This window comes from Kutzneria sp. 744 (genome assembly GCF_000568255.1).
Lineage (GTDB): Bacteria > Actinomycetota > Actinomycetes > Mycobacteriales > Pseudonocardiaceae > Kutzneria.
In genome coordinates this window covers 7,097,634-7,121,888 of the sequence record NZ_KK037166.1, presented here as the reverse complement: position 1 = coordinate 7,121,888, position 24,255 = coordinate 7,097,634, and the positions used below count along the sequence as shown (strand labels likewise).

General features: G+C 69.3%; 28 protein-coding genes. 11 read left to right on the top strand and 17 right to left on the bottom strand.

Features of this window, described 5'->3' with window-relative positions:
• Window positions 1-48 precede the first annotated feature (48 nt).
• Together KUTG_RS32715 and KUTG_RS32710 are read left to right on the top strand one after the other, a co-directional pair.
• Entirely contained in the window at window positions 49-936 is an 888-nt protein-coding gene (locus KUTG_RS32715; RefSeq protein ID WP_043722270.1) for a sigma-70 family RNA polymerase sigma factor, read from the top strand.
• Complete coding sequence (locus KUTG_RS32710; protein ID WP_043731418.1) at window positions 929-1,357, top strand: PPOX class F420-dependent oxidoreductase; 429 nt, start codon at window positions 929-931, stop codon at window positions 1,355-1,357. Before KUTG_RS32715 ends, KUTG_RS32710 begins: the two co-directional genes overlap by 8 nt.
• A 94-nt stretch (window positions 1,358-1,451) precedes the next feature.
• Here KUTG_RS32710 and KUTG_RS32705 read toward each other — a convergent pair whose 3' ends face one another.
• Genes KUTG_RS32705 through pip form a run of 3 tightly spaced genes read right to left on the bottom strand, consistent with a single transcriptional unit; the run spans window position 1,452 to window position 4,212 of the window.
• The gene (locus KUTG_RS32705; protein ID WP_043722269.1) at window positions 1,452-2,705 is read right to left on the bottom strand and encodes an RNA polymerase sigma factor; all 1,254 of its coding nucleotides are present in this window, start codon (window positions 2,703-2,705) and stop codon (window positions 1,452-1,454) included.
• A gap of 45 nt (window positions 2,706-2,750) precedes the next feature.
• On the bottom strand, window positions 2,751-3,185 hold the full coding sequence (locus KUTG_RS32700; RefSeq protein ID WP_043722268.1) for a YciI family protein: 435 nt from the start codon (window positions 3,183-3,185) through the stop codon (window positions 2,751-2,753).
• A gap of 16 nt (window positions 3,186-3,201) precedes the next feature.
• Complete coding sequence (pip, locus tag KUTG_RS32695; protein WP_052395676.1) at window positions 3,202-4,212, bottom strand: prolyl aminopeptidase; 1,011 nt, start codon at window positions 4,210-4,212, stop codon at window positions 3,202-3,204.
• Between the two features lie 53 nt (window positions 4,213-4,265).
• Here pip and KUTG_RS32690 point away from each other — a divergent pair, with 53 nt between their 5' ends.
• Complete coding sequence (locus KUTG_RS32690) at window positions 4,266-4,721, top strand: MarR family winged helix-turn-helix transcriptional regulator (RefSeq protein WP_232241089.1); 456 nt, start codon at window positions 4,266-4,268, stop codon at window positions 4,719-4,721.
• On the opposite strand, the gene KUTG_RS32685 is transcribed toward KUTG_RS32690, so the two are convergent.
• Complete coding sequence (locus KUTG_RS32685) at window positions 4,712-5,113, bottom strand: winged helix-turn-helix transcriptional regulator (RefSeq protein WP_369794539.1); 402 nt, start codon at window positions 5,111-5,113, stop codon at window positions 4,712-4,714. The two genes, KUTG_RS32690 and KUTG_RS32685, sit on opposite strands and share 10 nt — an antisense overlap.
• Window positions 5,114-5,189: 76 nt before the next feature.
• Between KUTG_RS32685 and KUTG_RS32680 the strand changes: the two genes are divergently transcribed.
• The 7 genes from KUTG_RS32680 (at window position 5,190) to KUTG_RS61895 (ending at window position 12,065) form a co-directional block, all read left to right on the top strand.
• Window positions 5,190-5,558: a DoxX family protein gene (locus KUTG_RS32680; protein WP_043722264.1), complete on the top strand. Its 369-nt coding sequence runs from the start codon at window positions 5,190-5,192 to the stop codon at window positions 5,556-5,558.
• Between the two features lie 351 nt (window positions 5,559-5,909).
• Window positions 5,910-7,736: a hypothetical protein gene (locus KUTG_RS32675; RefSeq protein ID WP_052395675.1), complete on the top strand. Its 1,827-nt coding sequence runs from the start codon at window positions 5,910-5,912 to the stop codon at window positions 7,734-7,736.
• Window positions 7,737-7,813: 77 nt separating this feature from the next.
• Window positions 7,814-9,442 (top strand): hypothetical protein, encoded by a 1,629-nt coding sequence (locus tag KUTG_RS32670; protein WP_052395674.1) that lies wholly within the window; start codon window positions 7,814-7,816, stop codon window positions 9,440-9,442.
• 14 nt (window positions 9,443-9,456) lie between these two features.
• On the top strand, window positions 9,457-10,689 hold the full coding sequence (locus KUTG_RS32665; RefSeq protein WP_043722263.1) for a YeeE/YedE family protein: 1,233 nt from the start codon (window positions 9,457-9,459) through the stop codon (window positions 10,687-10,689).
• Window positions 10,690-10,700: 11 nt separating this feature from the next.
• The gene (locus KUTG_RS32660) at window positions 10,701-10,892 is read left to right on the top strand and encodes a hypothetical protein (RefSeq protein ID WP_043722261.1); all 192 of its coding nucleotides are present in this window, start codon (window positions 10,701-10,703) and stop codon (window positions 10,890-10,892) included.
• Between the two features lie 20 nt (window positions 10,893-10,912).
• Window positions 10,913-11,113 carry a hypothetical protein gene (locus KUTG_RS32655; protein WP_043722258.1) on the top strand — a complete coding sequence of 67 codons (201 nt, stop codon included), beginning with the start codon at window positions 10,913-10,915 and terminating at the stop codon, window positions 11,111-11,113.
• A 433-nt stretch (window positions 11,114-11,546) separates the two neighbouring features.
• Window positions 11,547-12,065, top strand: coding sequence for a lytic transglycosylase domain-containing protein (locus KUTG_RS61895; protein WP_052395673.1), 519 nt, complete (start codon window positions 11,547-11,549; stop codon window positions 12,063-12,065).
• Window positions 12,066-12,168: 103 nt separating this feature from the next.
• Here the strand turns inward: KUTG_RS61895 and KUTG_RS32645 are convergent, their stop codons facing one another.
• From KUTG_RS32645 to KUTG_RS32635, 3 genes are all read right to left on the bottom strand, one after another.
• On the bottom strand, window positions 12,169-12,762 hold the full coding sequence (locus KUTG_RS32645; RefSeq protein WP_043722256.1) for a cytochrome P450 family protein: 594 nt from the start codon (window positions 12,760-12,762) through the stop codon (window positions 12,169-12,171).
• Between the two features lie 43 nt (window positions 12,763-12,805).
• Window positions 12,806-13,789 carry a hypothetical protein gene (locus KUTG_RS32640; RefSeq protein ID WP_043722254.1) on the bottom strand — a complete coding sequence of 328 codons (984 nt, stop codon included), beginning with the start codon at window positions 13,787-13,789 and terminating at the stop codon, window positions 12,806-12,808.
• A gap of 66 nt (window positions 13,790-13,855) precedes the next feature.
• Window positions 13,856-14,344, bottom strand: coding sequence for a GNAT family N-acetyltransferase (locus KUTG_RS32635; protein ID WP_043722251.1), 489 nt, complete (start codon window positions 14,342-14,344; stop codon window positions 13,856-13,858).
• Between the two features lie 43 nt (window positions 14,345-14,387).
• Here KUTG_RS32635 and KUTG_RS32630 point away from each other — a divergent pair, with 43 nt between their 5' ends.
• Window positions 14,388-15,575: a multidrug effflux MFS transporter gene (locus KUTG_RS32630; RefSeq protein WP_232241085.1), complete on the top strand. Its 1,188-nt coding sequence runs from the start codon at window positions 14,388-14,390 to the stop codon at window positions 15,573-15,575.
• Here KUTG_RS32630 and KUTG_RS32625 read toward each other — a convergent pair.
• From KUTG_RS32625 to KUTG_RS32580, 10 genes are read right to left on the bottom strand one after another with little or no spacing between them, the layout of a single operon-like run.
• On the bottom strand, window positions 15,520-15,993 hold the full coding sequence (locus tag KUTG_RS32625; protein WP_043722250.1) for a hypothetical protein: 474 nt from the start codon (window positions 15,991-15,993) through the stop codon (window positions 15,520-15,522). The genes KUTG_RS32630 and KUTG_RS32625 overlap by 56 nt on opposite strands.
• A complete protein-coding gene (locus KUTG_RS32620; protein WP_157494907.1) occupies window positions 15,990-16,499 on the bottom strand; it encodes a hypothetical protein in 510 nt (169 codons plus the stop codon). Before KUTG_RS32620 ends, KUTG_RS32625 begins: the two co-directional genes overlap by 4 nt.
• Window positions 16,475-17,644, bottom strand: a complete 1,170-nt coding sequence (locus KUTG_RS32615) for an MCE family protein (protein WP_052395671.1) — start codon at window positions 17,642-17,644, stop codon at window positions 16,475-16,477. Before KUTG_RS32615 ends, KUTG_RS32620 begins: the two co-directional genes overlap by 25 nt.
• The gene (locus tag KUTG_RS32610) at window positions 17,644-18,588 is read right to left on the bottom strand and encodes an MCE family protein (protein WP_052395670.1); all 945 of its coding nucleotides are present in this window, start codon (window positions 18,586-18,588) and stop codon (window positions 17,644-17,646) included. Before KUTG_RS32610 ends, KUTG_RS32615 begins: the two co-directional genes overlap by 1 nt.
• On the bottom strand, window positions 18,585-19,673 hold the full coding sequence (locus KUTG_RS32605) for an MCE family protein (protein WP_052395669.1): 1,089 nt from the start codon (window positions 19,671-19,673) through the stop codon (window positions 18,585-18,587). Before KUTG_RS32605 ends, KUTG_RS32610 begins: the two co-directional genes overlap by 4 nt.
• A complete protein-coding gene (locus KUTG_RS32600) occupies window positions 19,670-20,653 on the bottom strand; it encodes an MCE family protein (RefSeq protein WP_043722248.1) in 984 nt (327 codons plus the stop codon). The genes KUTG_RS32605 and KUTG_RS32600 overlap by 4 nt, the downstream gene beginning before the upstream one ends.
• A gap of 7 nt (window positions 20,654-20,660) precedes the next feature.
• Window positions 20,661-21,635 (bottom strand): MCE family protein, encoded by a 975-nt coding sequence (locus KUTG_RS32595; protein ID WP_052395668.1) that lies wholly within the window; start codon window positions 21,633-21,635, stop codon window positions 20,661-20,663.
• Entirely contained in the window at window positions 21,632-22,642 is a 1,011-nt protein-coding gene (locus tag KUTG_RS32590; protein WP_043722245.1) for an MCE family protein, read from the bottom strand. The genes KUTG_RS32595 and KUTG_RS32590 overlap by 4 nt, the downstream gene beginning before the upstream one ends.
• Window positions 22,643-22,656: 14 nt before the next feature.
• On the bottom strand, window positions 22,657-23,445 hold the full coding sequence (locus tag KUTG_RS32585; protein ID WP_052395667.1) for an ABC transporter permease: 789 nt from the start codon (window positions 23,443-23,445) through the stop codon (window positions 22,657-22,659).
• Between the two features lie 2 nt (window positions 23,446-23,447).
• Window positions 23,448-24,194 carry an MlaE family ABC transporter permease gene (locus KUTG_RS32580; RefSeq protein WP_232241084.1) on the bottom strand — a complete coding sequence of 249 codons (747 nt, stop codon included), beginning with the start codon at window positions 24,192-24,194 and terminating at the stop codon, window positions 23,448-23,450.
• Window positions 24,195-24,255: the final 61 nt, after the last annotated feature.

The following is a 24,255-nucleotide window of genomic DNA, read 5'->3' as shown; positions in this document are numbered from 1 at the left end:
GTAGTTCGCATGACAGCGCTACACGACCCGTGCCATGCTGCGGACCCAGTGGACCAGGACGACTTCACCGAGCTCACCGCGCGGCACCGCCGCGAGCTCCACGTGCACTGCTACCGGATGCTCGGCTCCTTCGAGGACGCCGACGACCTGGTGCAGGAAACCTTCCTGCGGGCTTGGCGGGCCCGCGACGACGTGCGCGACGACGGCGTGCGGGCGTGGCTGTACAAGATCGCCACCAACGCCTGCCTCGACGCCATCCGCAGCCGCAAGCGCCGCGCGCCGTACCTCCAGCCCTATCCCGACACGCTGCTCGACGAGCTGTCGCCGGACCGGATCGTGGTCGAGCGCGAGACGATCGAGCTGGCCTACCTGGCCGCGATCCAGCTGCTGCCGGCGCGGCAGCGGGCCGTGCTCATCCTGCGTGACGTGCTCGACTGGTCGGCCGCCGAGACGGCTCGCCTGCTCGACCTGACCGTGCCGGCGGCCAACAGCGCCCTGCAACGGGCCCGCGCCACGCTGCGCAGCACCCAGTGGACGCCGTCCAGGCCGAGCGGCGACGAGCAGGCCCTGCTCACGGGCATGATCGAGGCGCACGAACACGCCGACATCGACCACTTCATCCGGCTGGTGCGCGACGACATCCGCATCTCCATGCCGCCCGCGCCGATGACCTACCTCGGCGTCGCCTCCATGAAGCCGTTGTTCGACCTCGCGTTCGGCCCCGACGGCATGGGCGAGTGGCGGCTGCTGCCCACCTCCGTCAACCGCACGCCGGCCGCCGCCAGCTACCTGCGCCGGCCCGGCGAGGTCGGCTTCCGCCCGTTCAAGCTGGACGTGTTCCGGGTGGTCGACGGCCTGGTGACCCAGATCCACGTGTTCGACGCCCGGATGTTCGACGACCTTGGCCTGCCGAAGGAGTTGGGTGACGATGCCTGAGCCGATGACCGTTGCGCGCCAACAGGAATTCCTGTCCGAGGGCACTCGCACCGCCGTGCTGGTGACGCTGCGGGCCTCGGGCCGGCCGCACGCCGTGCCGATCTGGTACGCCCTCGACGGCGAGGACGTGGTGATGTTCACCGGGGCCGACAGCGTGAAGGGCAAGGCCATGCGGGCCAACCCCCAGGTGTCGGTGGTGGTCGACGACGACCAGCCGCCGTACGCCTTCGTGTCGGTCGAGGGCACCGCCGAACTCTCCGACGACCCGGCCGAGCTGCGCCGCTGCGCGACGCTCATCGCCGAGCGCTACCTGCCGGCCGAGCAGGCCGCCCAGTTCGTCGAGTACAGCGCCCGCGCCGGCAACATCCTGGTGCGGGTCAAGGCCAACCACGTCATCGCCCAGGACCGGGTGGCCGGGTGACTTCTGTCAGGAAGGGCCCCTTACTGACGTTCAACGTCAGTAAGGGGCCCTTCCTGACGTTGAACGTCAGGATTGGTCCCTTGATCTTGGGGGGTTAGCCGCAGGCGGCGGCGCGGTCCAGCAGCAGGGTGCGTTCGCGTTCGTTGCGGGTGAGGGAGGCGGCCCGCTCGAACTCGGCGCGGGCCTCGGGCAGACGACCGAGCTTGGCCAGGAAGTCGCCGCGCACGCTGGGCAGCAGGTGGTAGTTCTGCATCGCCGGGATCTCCATCAGCTGGTCCAGCAGCGCGAGGCCGGTCCCGGGCCCGAAGGCCATGGACAGCGCCACGGCCCGGTTCAGCTCGACCACGGGCGAGGGCATGGCCTCGGCCAGCCGCTCGTACAGCCAGGCGATGCGTTCCCAGTCGGTGTCCTCGAAACGCCGGGCCTGGGCGTGGCACGCGGCGATGGCGGCCTGGAGCACGTAGGCGCCAGGCTTGTCGTCGATGAGGGCATCGGCCTGTTCCAACGCGGCCAGCCCACGGCGGATCAGCAGCTGGTCCCAGCGACCCCGGTTCTGGTCGGCCAGCAGGATGGGCTCGCCGCCGGGCCCGGTGCGGGCGGCGGCGCGGGAGGCCTGGATCTCCATCAGCGCCACCAGGCCGTGCACCTCGGGCTCGCGCGGGGCCAGCCGGGCCAGGATTCGCCCTAGCCGCAACGCATCCTCACACAACCCGGGCCGCATCCAGTCGTCGCCGGCGGTAGCCGAATAGCCCTCGTTGAAGATCAGGTAGACGACTTCGAGCACGGAGGACAGCCGGGCCGCCAGCTCCTCGCCCTGCGGCACCTCGAAGGGCACATCGGCCTTGGCCAAGGTCTTCTTCGCCCGCACGATCCGTTGCGCCACAGTCGATTCCGGCACCAGGAAGGCCCGGGCGATCTCGTCCGTGGTGAGGCCACCGAGCAGCCGCAGCGTCAGGGCGGCGCGGGCCTCGGTGGACAGCACGGGGTGGCAGGACACAAAAACCAGCCGCAGCAGGTCGTCGCCGATGCCGTCGTCCTCGGCGACGATGGCACCGATGTCCGGGGTCGACTCCTCCAGGTCGCGGCCGACCTCCTCGACCTTGCGCCGATAAGTCTCGTTGCGACGGATCTGGTCGATCGCCCGGCGCTTGGCCGTGGTCATCAGCCAGGCGCCCGGATTCTTCGGCACGCCCTCGTTGGGCCACTGCTCCAGGGCCGCCACCAGCGCGTCCTGGGCCAGCTCCTCGGCCGTGCCGATATCACGGACGAGCCTGGTCAGGCCGGCGATCAGCCGGGGCGCCTCGATCCGCCAGACAGCGTCGATCGCGCGGTGGGTATCCGTGGGCACAAACCCCGTCTACCCCACCGCGCGTGTCGACCGCAAGCGAATCCGTCAGTTGTCGTGCTGGGCCGCGGCGCGCTCCCGCAGGGCCTCGACCGCCGCCTGGCGCTCCGGGGTGAAGTTCTCGCCGAAGTCCTCGGCCGTGAAGACCTGGCGGATCTCGATGTTGGTCTGCACGCCGGGGGCCGGGTTGGGGCAGCGCTTGAACCGCTCGACGCACTCGGCCAGCGACTTGGCCTCGATCAGCCAGTAGCCGGCGATCAGCTCCTTGGCCTCGGTGAACGGCCCGTCCACCACCGTCTTCTTGTCGCCGTCGAAGTAGATCCGGGCGCCCTTGGCGCTGGACTGCAGGCCGTCGGCGCCCAGCAGCACGCCGGCGTCGACCAGCTCCTCGTTGAACTTGCCCATGGCCTCGAACTCGTCGGGCGTGGGCAGCACGCCGGCCTCGCTCGACTCGGTGGCCTTGACGATCACCATGAAACGCATCGCTGTCTCCTCATGTTCAGGGTGCCTTCTCACCTACGCGTCGATCGGCCGTCGGCTCGATCGACACCCTGCCAGAAGTTTTTTCCGCGAACTTGTCGGTGGCCGTGACCAGGGCGTCGCGCATGCCCTCCGACCTCACGCTGTGGCCCTCGTTGGGCACCATCACGAGCTCGGCGTGCGGCAGTGCCTGGGCCAGCAGCCAGGGCGTGCCGACGAGGTTGCCGAGGTCCAGGACGCCCTGGACGAAGACGGTCGGGATGTCGGCCAGCCGGTGGGCGTTGGCCAGCACCTCGTCCGGGTCGATGAAGTGGTCCTGGCTCCAGTAGTGCGTGACCAGCCGGGTGAAGGCGTAGGCGAACTTCTCGTCCTGCTCGTACATGGCGCGGGCCGGGGCGTAGGGCAGCATCGCGTCCTCCCAGTCGCACCACGCCCGCATGGCCCGGTCCCGGACCGCGGGGTCGGGATCGTTGAGCAACTTCGAGTAGCCGGCCGGGGCGTTGTCGCGCTCGTCCTCGGGCAGCAGCGCCACGAACTTCTCGTACGCCTGCGGGAAGATGCCGCCGAGGCCACGAGTCAGCAGGTCGACGTCGTCCTTACGGCCGGTGGCCAGGCCCATCTGCACGAGCTCGGTCACGCGGTCGGGGTGCCGCTCGGCGTAGACGAGGCTGAGCACGCAGCCCCAGGAGCCGCCGAACAGCATCCAGCGGTCGATGCCGAGGTGCCTGCGCAGCAATTCCATATCGGCAATGAGATGGCTGGTGGTGTTGACCGACAGGTCTACCGCCGGGTCGGCGGCGCTGGGCCGGCTGCGGCCGCAGTTTCGCTGGTCGAACAGCACGATCCGGTAGCGCTCTGGGTCGAAGTACCGGCGCGAGCCCGGGCCGCAGCCGCTGCCGGGGCCGCCGTGCACCGACAGCACCGGCTTGCCGGCCGGGTTGCCGCAGGTCTCCCAGTAGACGAGGTTGCCGTCGCCGACGTCGAGCAGGCCGTGGTCGTAGGGCTCGATCTCCGGGTAGATGTCGCGCATGGGTCCCCCTTGATGCAACAGTGCTGTTACATTAGCACTGTTATATTGCCGCGGTGACGGGACCGGGACTGGGCACACGACTGCGCCACCTACTCGAGCTGTTGGACGGCGACGTGGCCGTCGTCGAGGAGGAGCTCGGGCTCACCGGCTTCCGCCCGCGCTACGCCCCGTTCCTGCGCACCCTCGCCGCACTGGGGCCCAGCTCCATCCGCTCGCTGGCCGAGGTCGTCGAGGTCACCCACTCCGCTGCCAGCCAGACCGTCGCTGCCATGGAGCGCAAGGGGCTCGTCTCCCTGTCGCCGGGAACCGATGCGCGCCAACGGATTGTCGACCTGACGCCGCAGGCCCGCACACTGCTGCCCAAGCTCGAACAGGCCTGGGAGGCCACCGAGGCCGCCGGGCGCGAGCTGGACGCTGAGCTGCCGCACCCACTGTCCGAAGTGGTCCTTGCCGCCACGGAGGCGTTGCGACGCAAGGCACTCCGGGACCGGATCCGCGGTTACCTGTAGGAGCTGCGGTTGGCGTTGATCTGCTCGCGATTGGCCATCGCCCACTCGGCGAGCGCGATCACCAGCGGCACCAACGTCTTGCCCAGCTCGGTCACCTCGTACTCGACGCGCGGCGGCACCTCGGCGTAGGCGGTGCGGGCGATCAGGCCGTCCTCGACGAGATGCTTCAACGTCAGCGTGAGCATGCGCTGGGAGATACCGGCGATCGCCTTCTCCAGCTCGCCGAAGCGCATCGGACCGTCCCGCAGCGTGCCGACGACCAGCAGGCTCCACTTGTCGCCGATCCGGTCGAGCACCTCGCGGACGGCGCCGCCGTGCTTGATCGGCGGCGTGAAGTCGCCCTTGCGTGTGACCTGCGCCATGGCCGAGCCGCCCTTCCTGGACACATACATCGATGTGCCTTTTGTAGCGCCGCCCATACAGACACACCATGAGGCTACACACAAGAGGTAAGGATTGGAGAATTCCGTGAACATCGCACTGTGGGTCGTACAGGTTCTACTGGCATTGGTCTACCTGGCCGCCGGCGGCATCAAGGTGGTGCGGCCGCGCGAGCAGCTGGCGGCGTCCGGCCGGTTCGACTGGATGAAGGACACCTCGGATGCCGGCGTGAAGGCCGTCGGGGCGGTCGAGATACTGGGCGCACTCGGCCTGGTCCTCCCGGAGCCGACCGGAATCGCCCTGATCCTGACGCCGATCGCCGCCGTCGGGCTGGTTGTCGTGCAGATCGGCGCGATCCGAGTCCACCTCAGGCGCGACGAGCGGCAACCGTTGCCCGCCAACGGAATTCTGCTACTGTTGGCCGCCTTCGTCGCGGTCGGCCGTTTCCTCGGCTGACCCGGTCCACTAACAAAACGGCCGCCGGTGACGAGGCGGCATTTTGTCGGTCACCGACACGTCAATAGCGCTCACCCAATTGGGGGCATTTCCCGCCCTTGGGGAACTCATTGACAAGTTACTCCGAAAGCACCATCATCTTGCGCATGATGCGCGGGGTCTATCTGACCATTCGCCGGCACGTCGACCTGCAGAGGCAGGCCAGCGACCTCTGTCTCGGCCGCTGAGGCCAACTCATATTCGTCGGTGACCGACATGTTCGGTAGCCGCTGAAAGCGCTTGCCCGAACACCGGCATGGTGTCCGGTCGGTCAGTCGCGCGCATTTTCTCTTTCACGAATCGGGAGCACACATGTCTGTTCATCCGCCTGGCCGGCGGCGGGCGAGGATCGTCGGGGCGGCCGCGGTTGTCGCCGCCGCCGCCACGTTCTTCCCGGCCGCGGGCACGTCCGCGTACGCCGACGTGCAGGTCAGCACCGAGCACGTGACCGGCTCGGACGGCAAGGACTACTCCGTCACCAACCACCTGGTGCCGCAGTACGCCGCGAAGTCCGCCAGCCGCAAGGAATGGCTGTTGGTCTGGGCCGGCGACGAGAACATCGCCGACACCGTCGTGCCGGACATCAAGAACCTGCCGGGCACGCTCGGCGGCGGGCTGACCAAGGTGCGCAACGCGTTGCCGGGACCGGACTTCCTCGCCGTCATCGACGCCACCAAGGGCTCGCCGGAATACGGCAAGGTCGTCAACACCGCGACCGTCGGCCCGCTGGTGGAGAACGAGCCGCACCACATGCAGTACGTGTGGCACAAGGGCGACACCATCTACGCGGGCGCGCTGTTCGCGGCGGCCACCTACGCGTTCGATGTGTCCTCGTTGCCGCAGCTCAAGCTCAAGGGCATCAGCCTGCCCAGCCAGACGCTCGGCGGCTCGGTGCCGGACGCGTACTGGACGCTCAAGGACGGCACCGCCTACGGCACCTACATGGGCGGCCCCGTGGTGCCCGGGCCGTACCTGTACGGCGATGGCTCGTCGGTGATCGGCAACGGTTTCGCCGGCAGCCCGGGCGAGGTCGTGCACTTCGACCAGAGCGGCAAGGTGCTGTCTCAGTCCCCGGCGGCGACCCCGCAGGGCGACGACTCCAAGCTGTGCGACAACCTGCCACAGCTGGGCAGCGCCACCTGTGCCAACCCGCACGGCATCCAGGCCCGCGAGGACCTGAACACGATGATCACCAGCGACTACGCCGAGCCGCGCAACATCATCCTGGACCCGGTCAAGCAGCCGACGCCGTACCTGCGCCGGCCGACCATCCGGACCTGGGACATCTCCGACCGCAACAACCCCAGGCTGCGCGCGGTCAGCTACCTGCCGGACGGTCCCCGGGCCAACCCCGCGGACCCGCTGCACGCCGAAAGCCGGGCGGCCATGGAGAACACCGTGACCAACCAGCCGGGGCACAAGGGCGCGTTCGCCCAGACCATGCAGGGCGGCGCGATCTTCTACACGCCGGACATCACCGCGGCGGAGCCGCACTGGCGTGAGGTGTTCGACGACGGCACGGCCACGAAAGCGTTCAATCCCAACGCGACCGAGGCCAACGGCGGCGGCACCAACGGCGGTTGGGTGCAGGTCAGCCCGGACGACCACTACCTGTACCACGCGGTGATCGGCCGTCCCAAGGGCACGCTGTCGGCCGACGACCCCGGAACCATCGGCGGCGTGTACACATTGGACATTCGCAAGCTGCTGTCCGACGGCACGGGCTACACCTGCAACATCGACACGATTGTCAAGGCGCAGACCGGCGGCGGCGCGGACTGCCCGACACTGGTCGGCGCGGCGGCGATCAACCCGGGCACGCCGGGCCAGGGGCCGCACTGGGGCGCCTACGACAACTTCACCGTCGGCTCGGACGGCTACTACCACGAGACCGACAACCCGGCACGGGTCGCGGTGTCGGACTACTTCGTGGCGCGGTCCGGCATCGACGGCGACCACAAAGTCAACATGGTGAACCTCGGCCCGGACGGCAAGCTGACCGTCGACACCGCCTTCCGTGACGAGTACACGGGGCAGGTCGGCATCAACTTCAACCGGAAGTCCTGGCCGCACGGCGACTTCGGCAACGCGAAGCCGCACTCGGAGCTGTTCGTCGTCGCTGACGCGGACGTGAAGTAACGGCGAGCGGGTGGCGCCGCCCCGACCGCGGCGCCACCCGCTCCTACCTAAGCGGGACTGCCTTGAACATGACCGACATGGGCATGGACGCATCCGTCACCGGTGTGCCCCCTGCCGTACTGCTGCTCAGGATCGTGCTGTTGTTGGCGACGGCTGCCGTCGCCGGAATCGGACTGCTGCGCCCAACCGTGGTTTCGTTGCCGCGCAGCACCTTCGTCATCGCGTGGATCGCCGGTGCCGTCACGGCCGTGGCCGACGTGATCTCCTTGCTGTGGTTGGACGCCCATCCGGCCTTTGCCGTCGGTCAGCTGCTGCTGGCCGTTGCGGTGCCGGCCACGCTGCGCTGGCGCTCGCCGTCGGCATACCTCGGCTTCGGTCTGCTGGTGGTGCTGATCTCCGAGATCTCCTTGAGCCACATGGGGATCGAGTTCCTCGCCGACACCGGCTACACCGTCGGCGTGGTGGCTTGGCTCGGGCTGACGCTCGTGACCCCGTCCACCGGCCGCCTTCGCCCGCTGGCCTTGACCTTGGCCGTCGTATTGGCGCTGGCCGGCGTTCTTCAGATCGCTGTGTCCGGCGTCGGCTTCGACCGCCGGCTCTACGACACCGGCTTCGGGCTGGCGCTGCTGGCCGTGGCCCTGTTGCCGATCGTCGTCACCGCGTTGACGATCACGTTGCCGGTCCAGCGTCTCTACCCCGTCGGCGCCCTCTTGGTGGTCGTCGCCTACCTGGCTTGGGCGGCCCTCGGCGCCATCCCGCGGCCGGCGGATCTCCCGACTCCGGGCGTTCCTCTGCTGGGAACGGCGTCCGGTGCACCGGTTCTGGTTGTCCCGCAACGGCCCGGCCACAACCTCGTCCACCTGCCGGGCGAGGCCGTGGTCAACGGCGTCCGCGCGGTGGCCCGGCCCGGAATGAACGGGGCGTGGGCGGACATCGACCTGCCGCCGGGGCGTAGCACGCTTCAGCTCTCCTCTGGCGGCAAGGAATCCACGCTGTCGGTGGACACCGGCTCGGGGACCGCACGGACCGTCGACCCCGAGTGCGCGAACGCCGCGTTGGGCGGGCTCATCGGCGGGAGCCGGGTCGCGCTGACGTCCTGCCCCAGCGACGCGTTGTCCACAGGCGATGCCGAAGCTGTCCACAAGCTTGTGGACTTCTTGGCCGCCCGCAAGATCTCGGCGATCACCGTCGTCGGCGACGACTCCGCCCGGTCCAAGGCCGCCGCTGCCGCCGTCCGCGCGGCCGGCATCCCCGTGTTCGACACCGAGCAGCCCAACAGCGCCCTCGTGGTCGTCTCCGGCTGGTCGACGGCGGCGGATGAACTGTCCAAGGTCGCGGTGGAGCAGACCAGGAAACCAACCTTCATCAACGGCATCTACCTCGCGCCGTGGCTGCTGACCGCCCCCCTGCTCAAATCCGTTGTCAGCTCGGCGATCCCGCTGCGCTTCGACCCCCGGGATCCACAGACCCTGGCCTACACCGTCGCACTGGCCAACGCCTTCCCCGGCGAGACCGGTTCGATCGGCGGCCTGGACGAGTGGCTGGCCGCCCAGGGCCAGCGGTCGGATCCGTCGGTGCGGCTGTACGCGTCGGCCCAGGTCGACGCCATGCCCATGGACAACACCATGGACGGCATGGAGATGGCCTACCCCGGCCAGTGGGTTCCCAACGGCACCATCGTCCCGATCTCGGGGCCGCTGTCATGATCTTAGGAGGGAAGATGTCCGTCGCCAATGAGCGACTGCCCGTGCTCGCGGTCGAGGCGCCGTCGGCCAGATCCGGCGTGATCGTCGTCGGCACGGCCCTGGCCGCGATACTGGGCTTTGCCGTCTATCACGCGGCAGGCTGGAAGCTGGCCCTGCTGTACGTGGTGGGGCTGGCGCTGGGACTGGTGTTGTTCCACTCCCGCTTCGGTTTCACCTCGGCGTGGCGGCAGATCGTCGCGGTGGGGCAGGGCGCGGCGATCCGGGCCCACATGCTGATGTTGGCCGTCGCGGTGGCGCTGTTCGCGTTGATCCTGCAATCCGGCATCGGGCTTTCCGGCGCTCCCAAGGGAATCATCCTGCCGGCGAGCATCGGCGTCGCGCTGGGGGCGTTCATCTTCGGCATCGGCATGCAGATCGGCGGCTCCTGCGCGTCGGGCACGCTCTTCGCCGTCGGCAGTGGACAGACGGCGATCCTGTACACGTTGGGCGGCTTCATCCTCGGCTCGATCGGCAGCGCCTTCGCCGCCAACTGGATCGGGTACCTCCAGTCGCTCGGCCCGACGGTGTCGCTGGCCGAGACGCCGCTGGGCTACGGCGGCGGCGTGCTGTTCTCGTTCCTGATCATCGGCGCGATCGCCGGCGGATCCCTTCTGCTGCAACGGCGTCGCAACCCGCCGCCGATCGAGCCGGCCCCCGTGGCCCGGGGCTGGACGCGGGTGCTGCGGGGCGCGTGGCCGCTCTGGGTGGGCGCGATCCTGCTCGCGGTGCTGAACGCCGTGACGCTGCTCGTGTCGGGGAGTCCGTGGGGAATCACCGCCGCCTTCGCCTTGTGGGGAGCGAAGTTCCTTGGTTGGATGGGGATCGACATCTCCAACACTCCCTATTGGACGGTGCCGAAGAACGCCGCCGCGCTGCACGCCTCCGTGCTGGCCGACCGCGTGTCGGTGATGGACTTCGGCATCATGCTCGGGGCCCTGATCGCCTCGGCCCTGGCCGGAGCCTTTGTCCTGCACCGTGCCGTGCCGTGGAAGATGGCCGTCGGCGCGGTCATCGGCGGCATGCTCATGGGTTTCGGCGCCCGCATGGCCGGCGGCTGCAACATCGGCGCCTACTTCTCCGGCGTCGCCTCCTTCAGCCTGCACGGCTGGCTCTGGGGCGCCGCCGCCATCGTCGGCACCTATGTCGGCGTGCCCCTGCGCCCGCTGTTCGGGCTGGGCAACCCCAAACCCACCGATTCCGTTTGCTGAAAGGAAGTTCCATGAAGGCTGTTGTCATCGGCGTGCTGACCGCCGCACTGCTCGCGGTCGGGGCCGGCTCGGCCTCCGCCGACACCCTCCCGATCTGGGCCCTGCCGGGTGTGGACGTCGGCTCGCTGCTCGGTCCCACGGTGGGCCTGCCCACCACCGCCCTCGCCCCCGTCGACGGCCTGCTGAAGCTCATCAGCGGCTGACCAGGAAAGGAATTCCCCTCATGCGCAAGGCTCTCGTCACCACCATCCTGGTGGCCGCCGCCTTCATCGGCGCCGCCTCGCCCGCGCTGGCCGACGGCGTGACCGTCGTCGACCAGCCGGACACCAGTTCCCTCAACAACATCTGGACGTTCACCCTGCTCGGCGTGCCTCCGCTCGGCACACTGCAGTCCGTGTCGCAGGCGGTCGGCCGCCTGTTCTGAGCGGTCTGAAGACCCACCGTGGCCCGGCCCGTCGTCCCGCCGGGCCACGGTCCTTTTCTCCCCCTGATTGGAGTTGTCGCCTTGTCCCGCCGTGCCTCGACCGGCCTGGCCGCGCTGGCCGGAGTGCTGGCCGTCACCTGCGTGGCCAGCACCACCCCGCCGCTCGCCGTAGTCGACGCCCATCCGGTCGCCGCCACCGTCCCCGACCGCGTCGTCCCCGTCACGCCCGCCCCTGTTCCCCACCAGCGGGCCGACGTCCAGGTCGTCCGGCCGGACCACGTCGTCGCCTTCAGGCCCGTCGCCACCGTCACCGACAACCGCATTCCCGCCGTCCTGCTCGCCGCCTACCAGCACGCCGCCGGCCGTACCCCGTCGTGCCACCTGCGTTGGCCGGTCCTGGCGGCCATCGGCAAGGTCGAGTCCAACCACGCCCGTGGCGGCCAGGTCGACGAGCGGGGCACCGTTCACCGAGCCCATCTTCGGTCCCGAGGTCCTCGACGGCACCCACGCCGTCGGTCCCATGCAGTTCTTGCCTTCCACCTGGGCGCGGTGGGGCGTCGACGAGAACCACGACGGCACCGCCGACCCCCAGAACGTCTGGGACGCCACCGCTTCCGCCGCCGACTACCTCTGCGCCGACCGCCGCGACCTCGCCCTCAACGGCGACCTGGTCAATGCCGTCCTCAGCTACAACCACTCCGGCGCCTACCTGGCCGAGGTCTTCCAGTGGATCACCACCTACTCCGGCGGCGTCGCCCCCATCCCCGCTGTGCTGGCGGCTGCCCCGGTCACCACCGCAACCCCGCCACCCACCACTGGGACTTCTACTCCGCCGGCGAGCACAACCGCCACCACGCCACCCGCCACGACCACGACGACACCGCCGAATGTGCTGGGTGCTGTGATGGGTGGGTTGTTGGGAGATGTGGGTGGATTGTTGGGGAAGAAGTAAGGCCGAATGCGCCGGACACCACTGTGGCGGATCGCCGGAAGATGCCCGCGAGCTGGGCAGGGCATTGCGGCACCTGAAATGTCGGGGACTGCCGGCGAAGAAGTCAAGCTCGCCGCGGGCGGGACAGAATGCCCTCGGCCAAGGCAATCGCGTGTTCGCGGCCGGGGCATTCGTGCGTGCCGGCGCCGAAGGGATGGCCGTCCAGGCTGACCATCACGACCTCACCATCACGGACGCGCCGGGTGGAGCGCAAGGGTGGATCGACCAGCAGGGTCTCCTCGACGCTGGAATGGGTGCGGGCGTTGGCGACCAAGGCCGTGGTGGAATCGCAGGCCTGGACCAGGAGGCTGATCCGCGCGGCGGTGAGCTCGTCGGTGACGCCACCGAAAGCGGCTACCAGGCGAGCGACGGCGAGGTCGGCGGCGGCGTCGGGGACGGTGTGGGGGTGGTAGGCGCGGGCAACATCGGCCACGGCGTCGCCGGCCTCGACGCCCATGGCCAGGGCCAAAACCTCGGCGGGAGTGCAGGTGGTGGAGACGGCGAGTCGGCGCAGGGCGTCGGGATCGATCTTGGCTAGTTCGGCGACGACCAGGGCCCGCCGGCGCGCGTGGTCGGGACCGGAGCTGAAGCGGGCGACCATGGCCCGCAGCCAAGCGATCGACGGGGCGGGCTGGGGCACGGGCAGGTCCAGATCCATACGGAAACGGTAGTGCGGCAACGGTTCGGCGAAGGCCGAAGAGTCAGGAGCCGTAGGCCTCGGCCAGGGCGGCGAAGACGGCCTTGGGCACGAGGCCCTCGTCGGTGACCATGACAACGCCGTAGGCGGCCATGTCGAGATCGTGCCGAGGATCGGGGCGGTGCGGGGAGTTGTAGGAGGCGAAGGTGAACCAGAAGGCGGCGTCGAGGCCGACCTCCTCGAAGACGGGCAGGAGCTCCCGGAGGTAGCGGACCTGCTCCTGCTCGTCACGGACGTAGTCGCCGTTGATGGAGGGCGGATCGGTCTTGTCGTCGACGATCATCCAACCGGTGCCGCCGCGCTCGCCGGCGCCGACGTAGGTGCAGCAGCCGAACTCGGTGGCGGCGACGGGCTTGCCGTGCTTGAGGCGCGAGGCGAGGTCGTCACGGAAGGTGGCGGCGTTGTCCTTGTCCCGGTACGCATCCACGGACACGATGTCGAACGGCGACCAGTCGATGTCCTCCCACGGACCGGAGGCGTAGGTGATCCGCCCGCCGAAGCGCGCACGAGCGGCGGCGACGGCGCTGGTGAGGAAGGCGGTGACGGCGGCCGGCGCGGTGGCGAAGGCGGCGTACGTCTCGGGTTTGCCGCTCATGATGCCTTCGATGCGCGCATACACGTCGTCGCCGGGCAGGAAACCCTTGGCGAACAAGCTGATCTCGCAGCCGAGGACCAACACGACCTCGGCCCCGGTCAGACGCAGAGCCTCGGCCCGATCGGCGCAGTCCACGAGCAGGGGCATCATCTCGTCCGGCGTCAGGTCACAGAGGAAAGGCGCGAACCACACTTCGAGCCCGGCCTCGGCCGCGTACTCGGCGGCGACGGACAGCCGCGCGGGATCGGCGCCGCTGATCCGGACGGCGGTGCAGTGCAGCTCGTCGGCGATCATCCGCAGCTCGCGGCGCACCTGCTCGGGCTCGAACACGGTCCGGCTGAGCTTGCCGCCGGGCGTGAAACCGGTGTCGTAGTTGATTCCCCTGGCTCGCATGACACCGAGTCTGGCACCGCGAACACCCCGGCACCCACGACAGATGTCATGGTCCACTTGGGACCGTCAGACGACCGTGCTGCGCCGCTCCAGCAGCACGACGTCACGCCAGCGACCGTCGCGGAACTGCCCGACCCGCTCCAGGACGCCGACCACCCGGAACCCCAGCTTCTCGTGCAGGCCCAGGCTGGCGGCGTTCTCCGGGAAGATCCCGGCTCGCAGCGTCCAGACGCCGGCGGCCTCGGTGCTGGCGATCACGGCGTTGAGCAGCGCCCGCCCGACACCGCGACCACTGGCGTCCGGATGGACGTACACGCTCTCCTCGACGACCCCGGCGTACACAGCCCGCTTGGACGTCGGCGAACAGGCGATCCACCCCAGCACCTGGTCCCCGTCCAAAGCCACGAACCGATGCGCCGGCAGGTGCCCCGAATCGAACTCCGCCCAACTCGGCGCTTCGGTGGCGAAGGTAGCCTGACCAGCGTCGATGCCCAGCTGATAGATATCGAGCACGGAGTCCGAGTGGACGGGCAGCATCGACGTGACGGCCATCATGGATCGGACGCTACCCCATTCGGGGGACGTATCCTCCCCAATTGTGACGAAGGGAAAAACGGCCTGGTTGGCGGTCGTGCTGGGCAGCCTGTCGGCGTTCGCGCCGCTGTCCATCGACATGTACCTGCCGGCCTTTCCGGCGATGGCGCGCGAGCTGACGGTGTCGCCGTCGGACATCCAGCTGACGCTGACCGCGTGCACCATCGGCCTGGCCGTGGGCCAGCTGATCGCCGGCCCGCTGTCGGACCGGCTCGGCCGGCGCGGGCCGCTGCTGGTCGGGCTGGTGATCTACCTGATCGCCTCGGCCGCGTGCATCTTCGCTCCGTCGGCGACGACGCTGACGATCCTGCGGCTGGTGCAGGGCATGGGCGGCGCGGCCGGCATCGTGATCTCCCGGGCCGTCGCGCGGGACCTGTTCGACGGCCGCGAGCTGGCCAAGTTCTTCTCGCTGCTGATGCTGGTCAACAGCCTCGGCCCGGTGGTCGCGCCGGCCCTGGGCGCGGTGGTCCTGCACTGGACGACCTGGCGCGGCGTTTTTGTGGTCCTGTCGGTGATCGGACTGCTCCTGCTGGTCATGACCACGCTGTCCCTGAAGGAGTCGCTGCCGCGCGAACGCCGGCATCGGGGCAGCCTGTCCATCGGATCCCTGTTGGTGGACCGCGTTTTCCTGGGTTACGCCCTGTCCTGCGCGCTGGCCTTCGCCGCGCTGTTCGCGTACATCTCGGGCTCCTCGTTCGTGCTCCAGGATACCTACGGCCTGTCGGCGCCGCTGTTCAGCCTGGTGTTCGGCGTGAACTCGCTGGCGATCATGGGCGCGAGCCAGCTCAACAGCTGGCTGCTGGGCCGCTTCCCGCCCCGGCCGCTGCTGGCCGCCGGCCTCGTCGGCACGGTCGTCTCGGCGTTGGCGCTGCTGGTTTCCGTGCTAGCCGGCCTCGGGCTGCCGGGCGTGCTGCCGGCGTTGTTCGTGCTGGCGGCCAGCGTCGGCGTGGTGTTCCCCAACGCCACAGCGCTGGCCATGAACGATCACCCGGACAAGGCCGGCAACGCCTCGGCGCTGCTGGGCACCGCGCAGTTCCTGATCGGCGGCGTGGCCGCGCCGCTGGCCAGCACGGCGGTGTCGATGGGCATGGTGATGACCGCCGTCGCGGTCGCCGCCGTGCTGGCTTTCGCGCTGCTCACACGGGCGTCAACGCGGAAACCAGCCATTGACCGTCCTGCCGTTGCAGGGTAGCCCGCACCCGGGCGCCGTCGATCCGTGACGACGGGTCGGCCTTGGTCTGCGTGACCTGGTCGAGAAACACCAGCAACACCACACGATCCGCGTCGGCGCTGACCACGGATGTGCCGGCCACGGTGGTCTTGGTGACGATCTGCTGCTGTTGCGCGGCCGGGGCGACGACCTTGGTGGTCAGCTCGGCGAACTGGTCCCGGAAGGCTCCGGTGGTGCCGGCCCGGGCGCCGGACAGGTCTCGGTCCAGCGTATGGAAGTCGTACGACAGCAGCTGCGGGAGCCGGGTCCGCGCGGCCTCGATCGCGGACTGCCGGGCCGAGTCCACTTCGGACGCCTGCTCGACCCGCTGGTACAGCAGGAAGGTCGAGGCCCCCAGGCCGATGACCGCCGCCGCGGCGATCCATCTGACGAGTCTCACGGCACGAACTCCAGATCCGAGACCAGCCAGCGGTCTCCCTCGTGGTGCAGCTGCATCTTCATCCGGTACTGACGCTGCTCGCCGGTGGGCGCGTCGGCGTTCTGCACGGTGGCGGAGACCGCGGCCAGCACGGTGACCGTGTCGCCGTCGACGCTGCTCACGCCGGCCTCGGCCACGGTTCCCCTGGAGGTCACGGAAGCCTGCTGCACGACCTTGCGGAACACGTCCGCCTGCTGGGCGAACTGGTCCTTGAACGAGCCGGTGGCCGCGCCCATCAGGCGGTTCACGTCCTGCTGCGCGGTGTCCTTGCTGACCGTGGTCAGGTCGACGGCGACCTGGCGGGCCACCTGCAACGCCGACTGGCGGCTGTCCTCGTCGGCGTTGGCGTCGTTCAGCTTGAGCAGCAACAGGGTCGCGACGGCGACGAGCCCGGCCGCCAGCACCATGGCTGCGGCCTGGAGGATCCGTCTGCGCCACGGCACTACTTCACGAGCAACTTCTGCCATGTGAGCTCCTGTTCTTGGCACTGCTCGGGGCTAGCGCCGCGTTGACCGGGCGCGTTCAGGCACGGTGTGTTCCGCGCGCCGCGCACCACCCGTGGATCGGCCGGCGCGACCTTGCAGTACAGGTCGTGCGGGGCGGCGATGTCCGTGGTGTCGCTGGGATCCCGCCGCTGCGGGTTGGGCAGGAAGCCGGTGGTGCACGGCGGCGGGTCGTTGATGTTCAGCCGCAGCGTGGCGGCGATGTCGCCGTTGTGTTGGAGCAGCATGTTCTGGATGATCGCGACCGTCGCCGGGTAGTCGGAGAGGAACTGCTCGACACCCGGCAGATAGGTGCGCACGACCTGGCCGGTGGCGATCATGTTGCCCAGCAGCATGGGCAGCGTCGGCTTGAGCCGGTCCTGCAGGCCCAGCAGCTGATCGTCGAAGCCCGGCACGGTGTCGACCAGCCGGCGCAGGTCGTCGTCGCTGAGCCGGAGCTGGTCGGTGAACGAGGCGAGATCCCTGGTGTAGGAACGGATCTGGCCGTCGAGGTCGTGCTGGGTGTCGAGGAACGGCCGGAGCCCGGAGATCAGGGTCGTGGTCGGGCCGGCGTCGACCGTGGCGTCGTGGACGAGCAGGGACGCCTGGTCGAGCAGTTGCCGGAGGTCGTCGTGGGAGCCCTGGAACGCCGTGGTCACCTCGGTCAGCACGGTCCGGAGCCGGTCGGTCGGCACCGCCTTGGCCAACGAGTCCACACTGGACAGCAGCGCGTCCGTCGGTGTCATCGGCTTGGTGCGATCGACGGGAATCGTGGTGCCGTCCACAGCCTTCTTGGCGGTGTCTCCGGTCGGCGACAGGTCCACGTACTGTTCGCCGATCGCCGACGTGCTGTGGATCTCGGCCCGCAACTCGGCCGGAACCGGCTCGTCCAACGACATCGCGACCCGCACGCCGTCCGCGCCGAGATCCATCGAGGCCACCTTGCCGACCTGGACGCCGAGGTAGGTCACCTCGGCGCCCTGGTACAGCCCGGAAGCGTCGGAAAACGCCGCGGTGATGGTGTATTTGCCGCCGGTCAGGCCGAGGTAGTCGACGGCGATCACCGACAGGGCGAAGATCGTCAGCGCCGTGAAGACGGCGAGCTGGACGCGGACCAGGCGGCTGAACATCAGTGACCGCCCAACGGGGCCAGCAGCGGGTTGACCGCCTGCAAGGACAGGTCGACCGAGGCGTACACGTTGACGAAGTCGCCGCGGAAGCTGTTCCTGAACGTGGACAACGGAAACAGCAGCGTGCCGGCGACGTCGAAGGACTTCGGCAAGGCGTCGCCGGCCGCGACGAGGTTGCCCAGGATCGGCTTGAGGTCGGCGAGGTCGGCCTGGAGGTCGTTCCGCGTGTGGTCGATGACCCTGGTCGCGACGGTCGAGAACGACGTCAGCGACCGCAGGGCGTCGGTGAGGTTGGCGCGCTGCTGGTTCAGCAGCGTGATGCCGGGCGTGACGTGATCGATCGCCTGGGTCAGCTGATCCCGTTGCGCGGCCAGGGGTTTCGAGAGCCGGTCCAGGGCGTCGATGGTCGCGACGATGGCGGCCTTCTGGTGATCCAGGCTGGTGGTGAAGGTGTGGAGCTTGTCCAGGAGGTCGCGGGTGGTCTGCTCGCGGCCGCCGAGGGCCTTGTCGACCTCGGTGTAGATCGTGCGCAGGTTCTGCAGCCCGCCGCCGCCCAGCCACAACGACAAGCCGGCCAGCAGCTCCTCGGTCTCGGGGTAGCGATCGGTCCTGGTCAACGGAATGAGGTCGCCACCACGCAGCTGACCCTGGGCGTCGGAAGGCCGGTCCAGCTCGATGTACTCGGCCCCGAGCAGGCTCTTCTGGCCGATCTTGGCGGTCGCGTTGGCCGGCAGCCGCACGCCGCTGTCCAACTCCAGGGTCACGTTGGCGTGCCAGCCGTCCAACCGCACGTCGCTGACCCGGCCGACGGTGACGTCGTCCACCTTGACCTCGGCGTTCGGCACCAGGTTGGCGACGTTGGCGAACTCCGCCCGCACGGCGAACGTGTCGCCGCCGCAGGCCGTCAGGCCGAGCATCAGGGCCACTGCCAGCACGATCCTCATCGGCCGCCGCCCAGCAGCAGGGCCGGCAGGCTCGGCGGGTTCAGGGCAACCGGCACCGTGGTCATGTTCAGCATGTGCAGCAAGGGATCCAGCGTCTGGCGGCACTGCTCGGGCGTGCCGCCGAGGGAGAACAGCGTGATGCACGTGAAGCCGGCCAGATCCTGGGTGTTGTTGATCGCCAGCCGCGCCTGCAAGGTGTTGGTCGTCGGGTCGAACATGGCCAGCGTGTCGGTGAGCGTGGTCGGGGCCTGGTGCAGGATCTCGGACAGCTGGGCCCGGTCGTCGGCGAGGATCTTCGTCACGTCGGCCAGCCGGCCCACGGTCGCCCCGAGCCGATCGGCGTTGTGGGCCACGAAGTCCGCGACCTCGGCGGTGGCCTTGTCCAACGCCGTCAGCGCCGCCGACAGCTGGGTCTTGCTGTCGTCCACCAGCTTGGCGATCGCCGCCAGCTGCGTGCTGAACCGCCGCACCTGCTCGTCGGCGCCGTTGAGGGCACTGACCAGCACCTGAAGGTTGTTGATCGTGCCGAACAGGTCCTTGCTGCCGGCCGCCAGGGTGCTCGCCGCCTTGCTGAGATCGGTGATCGTCTGCCGGATGGAACCGCCGTTGCCCTGGAGGTTCGCGGCGGCGGTGTCGATGGCCTTGGGCAAGGATCCGTTCTGCGCCAACGCCGTGGACAGCCTGGTCAGCTGGTCCTTCAGGTCGTCCCACTCGACCGGAACGGCCGTGCGGTCCTTCGGCACCACGGCCCCGTCGGCGAGCTCCGGGCCGCCGGTGTAGGCGGGCGTGAGCTGCACGAAGCGGCCGCTGATCACGCTCGGCGTGACGATGACCGCCTTGGCCCCGGCCGGAACCGGCCGGTCGTAGCCGATGCCCACGGCGACGTGATCACCATCCGGCCGCACCGACGTCACCTCGCCGATCCGCACGCCGAGCACCCGCACGTCGTCCCCGGAGTGCAGGTTGACCGCCCGCGTGAACTCCAGGGTCGCGGTCCGCCGACCGCCTGGATTCAGCACGACGTACACGGTCGAGGCCAGCAGGGCCGCGATCACGGCGGCGACGGTCAGCCGGTGCAGGTTCACTTTCCTCCCCTGGCCAGCAGTTCCGGCAGCAGCGGCACCAGATTGGTCGGCACGAGGTTGCCGACCTGGGTGTCGACGAACGGCCCGGATCCGACGGCCTCGCCGATCTCCCGGACCAGCGGCCCGGTCCGGTCAAGGACCTGGTCGAGGTGGTCCCGGTTCTGCTGCAACACGGTCAACAGGTCGTCGAGCTGCTTGAGGGCCGGGTCGAGCTGGGCGTTGTTGTCCGCCACCAGGCCGCTGAGCTGGTCGGACACCGCGACGGAGTTGGTGAGCAGGGACCGGATCGCCGCCCCGCGCTGGTTGAGCTCGGCCAGCAGCGTCGAGCCCTGGGTGAGGATCTTGACCAGCTGGTCGTTGCGCTGGGCCAGCACGCCGCTGAAGTTGTTGGCGTGCAGCAACAGATCCCGCAGCGCTGCGTCCCTGGAGTCGACGGTCTCAGAGACCCGACTCAAGCCGTCCAGCACGGCCTTCACCTCGGGCGGCGTGTCCTTGAAGGTGTCCGACACCGTGTCCAGGGCGCTCGACACCTTGGCCGTGTCCACCTGCGACACCTGGGACGTGACGTCCGACAGCGCATCCGTGACGTCATAGGGCACGGTGGTGCGGCTGAGGGGGATCCGTTGCAGCTCGCCGGATCCGGCCGGCGTCAGCGCGAGTTCCTTGCGGCCCAGGGCCGTCTCGGCCTTGATCGCAGCGGCGGTGTCGTCGCCGAGCCGAACGTTCTTGTCCGTCAAGGAGAAGGTGACGTCGACGTGATCGCCGTCCAGGTCGACGCCGTCGACGGAACCGACCTTCAGCCCGGAGACCACCACCGGGTCGCCGCTGCCCAGGCCGCCGACCTCGGCGAACTCCGCGACGAAGTGCCTTCCGCCGAGCGCCGTCGGCACCACGAAAGCGCCGACGATCGCCGTGACCAGCCCGACGGTGCCGATCACGCCCAGCTTGACCGGATCTCGTTCGGCGAAGGTCCTTGTCATGCCGCCCTCACTTCGTCGGCCGGCAGCGGGCTATGCCGCTGCGCAGTGCGATCGGGTCCGCGAGCTTGATGCCGAGACCACACAGGTAGACGTTGAAATAGCCGCCCCAGGCCGCCCCGCGGGACAGCCGCTGGTAGGCGTCCGGGAGCGCGGTCAGGGCGGCGGTGAGGCTGTCCTTGTTGGCGTTCAGGGTGGTCGAGAGCTGGCCGAGGTGGCCGATATCGTCGTGCAGCGGCTCTCGGACAACTCCCAGCAGCTGGGCCGTTTTCCCGGTCAGCGCGTCGATGTGGGTGACGGCGTCGCCGATCTCGTCCCGATTCGCGTCGAGGCCGCCGACCAGCTGTTGCAGCTGGGTGACCAACTGCCCCAGCTCGGTGGTGTTGACCTTGGCCAGCACGGCGTCGAGGTTCGTGACCAGGTCGCCGATCACCTGGTCGCGATCGGCCAAGGTGGACGTCACGGAGGCCAGCGCGGCCAGCAGTTCGTCGATGGTGCCGCCCTCGCCCTGCAACACGGTCACCAGCTCGCCGGACACGGAGTTGACCTGCTCCGGGGACAGCGCGGCCAGCAAAGGCTTGAAGCCGTTGAACAACGCGTCCAGGTCGAGGGCCGGCGCGGTCTGGCCGACCGGGATAGTGCCGTCCGGGGCCAGCGCCGGGCCGTCGCCGGCGGTCAGCTCCAGGTACCGGTCGCCGACCAGGTTCTTGTACTTCACGGCCGCGTGGGTGCCCGTGGTCATGGCGACCGTCCGCTGCGCCGAGAACGTGACCAGGACCCGGTTGCCGTCCGTGATGGACAGTTCGCCGACGGTGCCGACGCGGATGCCGGCGACCCGGACCTCGTCGCCGGCAACGAGGTTCGAGGCGTCGGCGAAGATCGCGTGGTAGTCGTCGGCCGGTCCGTCGGGCGCGCGGCCGCTCAAGGTGACGCCGACCAGGACTGCGGCGGCGACGCTGACGAGTAAGAAGACGAGGAACTTCACCGGCCGGCCGCCATTCCATGGCAGCTGGGCCCGGTGCCCGGCCGGATCTGTGGCAGGTCCTGCGGGTACTGGTACGGCTTCGCCCCGGGCCCGACCGCGATGTCGACGTGCAGGCCGCTGTCCTTGTTGCGGCTCAACAACTTCCGGTTGAGGTCGAGCCCCTGGAACAAGCACGGGAACATGGCGGCGTAGTCGGCCAGCAGGCCGGCGGTCGGCCGGCTGATCTGCAACGCCTCAGTGAGCGGCTGGTCCAGCCCGCCGAGGAAGTCGCCGCTCTGGTTGCCGAACTTGGTCAGGGACAACAGGAAGGTCGCCAGCGGGGCCGAGAGCAGGGTGTCGCTGGTGGCGCCGAGGTTGTCGCCGATACGGATCGCATCAGGCACGACCGCCGTGTACGTGTCGAGCACCGCCGGGGCCTTGACCAGGTCGTCGTGCAGCGACGGGAGACTGGGATCGATCTGGCCGAGGTAGCCGTCGAGGTTGGTGGACAGCTCGCCCAGCTTGTCCCCGTTGCCCCGCAAGGCATCGGCGACGGCAGTCAGGGCCAGGTTGAACTTGCTCGGCTCGATCGCCTTCAGTTGGCCCAGCACGTGCTCGAACGTCTCGTTGATCTCCACCGCCACGCGGCTGCCGCCGATCACCGCGCCGGCCTTGATCGGCGGCGACGGCTGCGCGGGCCGGATCAGCTCGATGTACTTGGCCCCGAAGATGGTCAGCGGCACCACATTCGCCGTGACGTCCGCAGGTACCTTGACGGCCTCGTCCGGGTAGAGGCCGACGCCGAGCTCCGCGCCGTCAGCGGACGGTGTGACGCTGCGGACCGAGCCGACTGTGACGCCGAGAACCTTCACCTGGGCCCCATGATCCATCAGCAGCCCGGCGCGGCCGGCCAGCACGGTGATCGGCACGACCCGGTCCAGCGCGCCCTGGAACTGCGCGGCGACCAGCGCCGACGCCACCAGCACGGCGACGACGAAGGCGGCCCCGAGCACGCTGTGGCGGTTCATCCGGCTATGTGCCCTCATCCGGCTATGTGCACTGTCGAGGCGTTGCCGAACACCGTGAAGTCGACCGCCATGTCCACCAGCAGCACCACCACCAGCGACGTTCGCACGGCCCGGCCGACCGCGATGCCCACGCCGGCGGGGCCGCCACGGGCGGTGAAGCCGTGGTAGCAGTGCACGGACATGACGACGACCGCCATCATCAGCGCCTTGGCGAAGGCCCAAAACAGGTCCGTCGGATTGAGGAAGACGTCGAAGTAGTGCTGGTAGGTGCCGGCCGGCTGGCCGAAGCCGACCGTGACGATGAACTTGGTGGCCGTGAACGAGGTCAGCACGGCCAGCGCGAACAGCGGCACGATGGCCAGCAGGCCGGCGATGATCCGCGTGCTCACCAGGAACGGCAGCGACGGAATGGCCATCACCTCCAGGGCGTCGATCTCCTCGCTGACCCGCATCGCCCCCAGCTGCGCGGTGAAGCCGGCGCCGACCGTCGCCGTCAGGGCGATGCCGGCGATCAGCGGGGCGGCCTCGCGGGTGTTGGCGTAGGAGGAGAGAAACCCGGCCAGCGCGCCCGCGCCGATGTCGTTCAGCGCCGCGTAGCCCTGGAGGCCGACCTCCACGCCGACGGCCGCTGTCATGAACGCCACCACGGCCGCGGTCCCGCCGATCACGGCCAGTCCGCCGGTGCCCATGCTCGTTTCCGCGAGCAGCCGGAGCACTTCCCGCCGGTACTTGCACAGCGCACTCGGCACTTTCGCGTACACGCGGCCGTGGAATTCCAGTTGGCGGCCGATCGAACCCAGCATCGTCAGCTCCTCAGGAACAACGCGGTGATCAGGCTGTTGGCCAGGAACAGCAGCAGGAATCCGCACACCACGGTCTGGTTGACGGCGTCGCCGACGCCTTTCGGGCCGCCCTTGGCCGTCAGTCCGAGATGACAGGCCACCAGCCCGGCCAGCAGCCCGAACACGGCGGCCTTGAATTCGCTGACCAGGAAGTCCTTCGGGCCGACGAGCAGCGTGAGGTTGGCCATGAACAGGCCCGGGCTGGCGTGCTGGACGTACACCGAGAACACGTAGCCGGCCAGCAGGCCGACCAGCGTCACCATGCCGTTCAGACACAGCGCGACGACCGTCGCGGCCAGCACGCGCGGCACGACCAGGCGGTGCACCGGGTGCAGGCCCAGCGTGCGAACCGCGTCGATCTCCTCGCGGATCTTGCGCGCGCCGAGGTCGGCACAGATCGCCGTGGCCCCGGACCCGGCCACGACCAGGGCGCTGACCAGCGGCGCGATCTCCCTTACGACGCCGAGGCCGGCGCCCGCGCCGGACAGGTCGGCGCCGCCCAGTTCGATCAGCAGCTGGTTGAGCTGGAAGACGGTGATGACGCAGAACGGAATCGACATCAGCAGGGTCGGCGCCAGGCACACGCCGGCGATGAACCACGACTGGCGCACGAATTCGCGGACCTGGAAGGGACGGCGGAACGCGAACCGGACCGAGTCGAGCGAGGTGGCGTAGAAACCGCCGATCGCGGCGGCCGGTTTGCGCAGCACGACGCCTCCCTTCCCGAGGCCGTCGACTTGTATACCCCAGCCACTAATTGGTGAGTTGCGC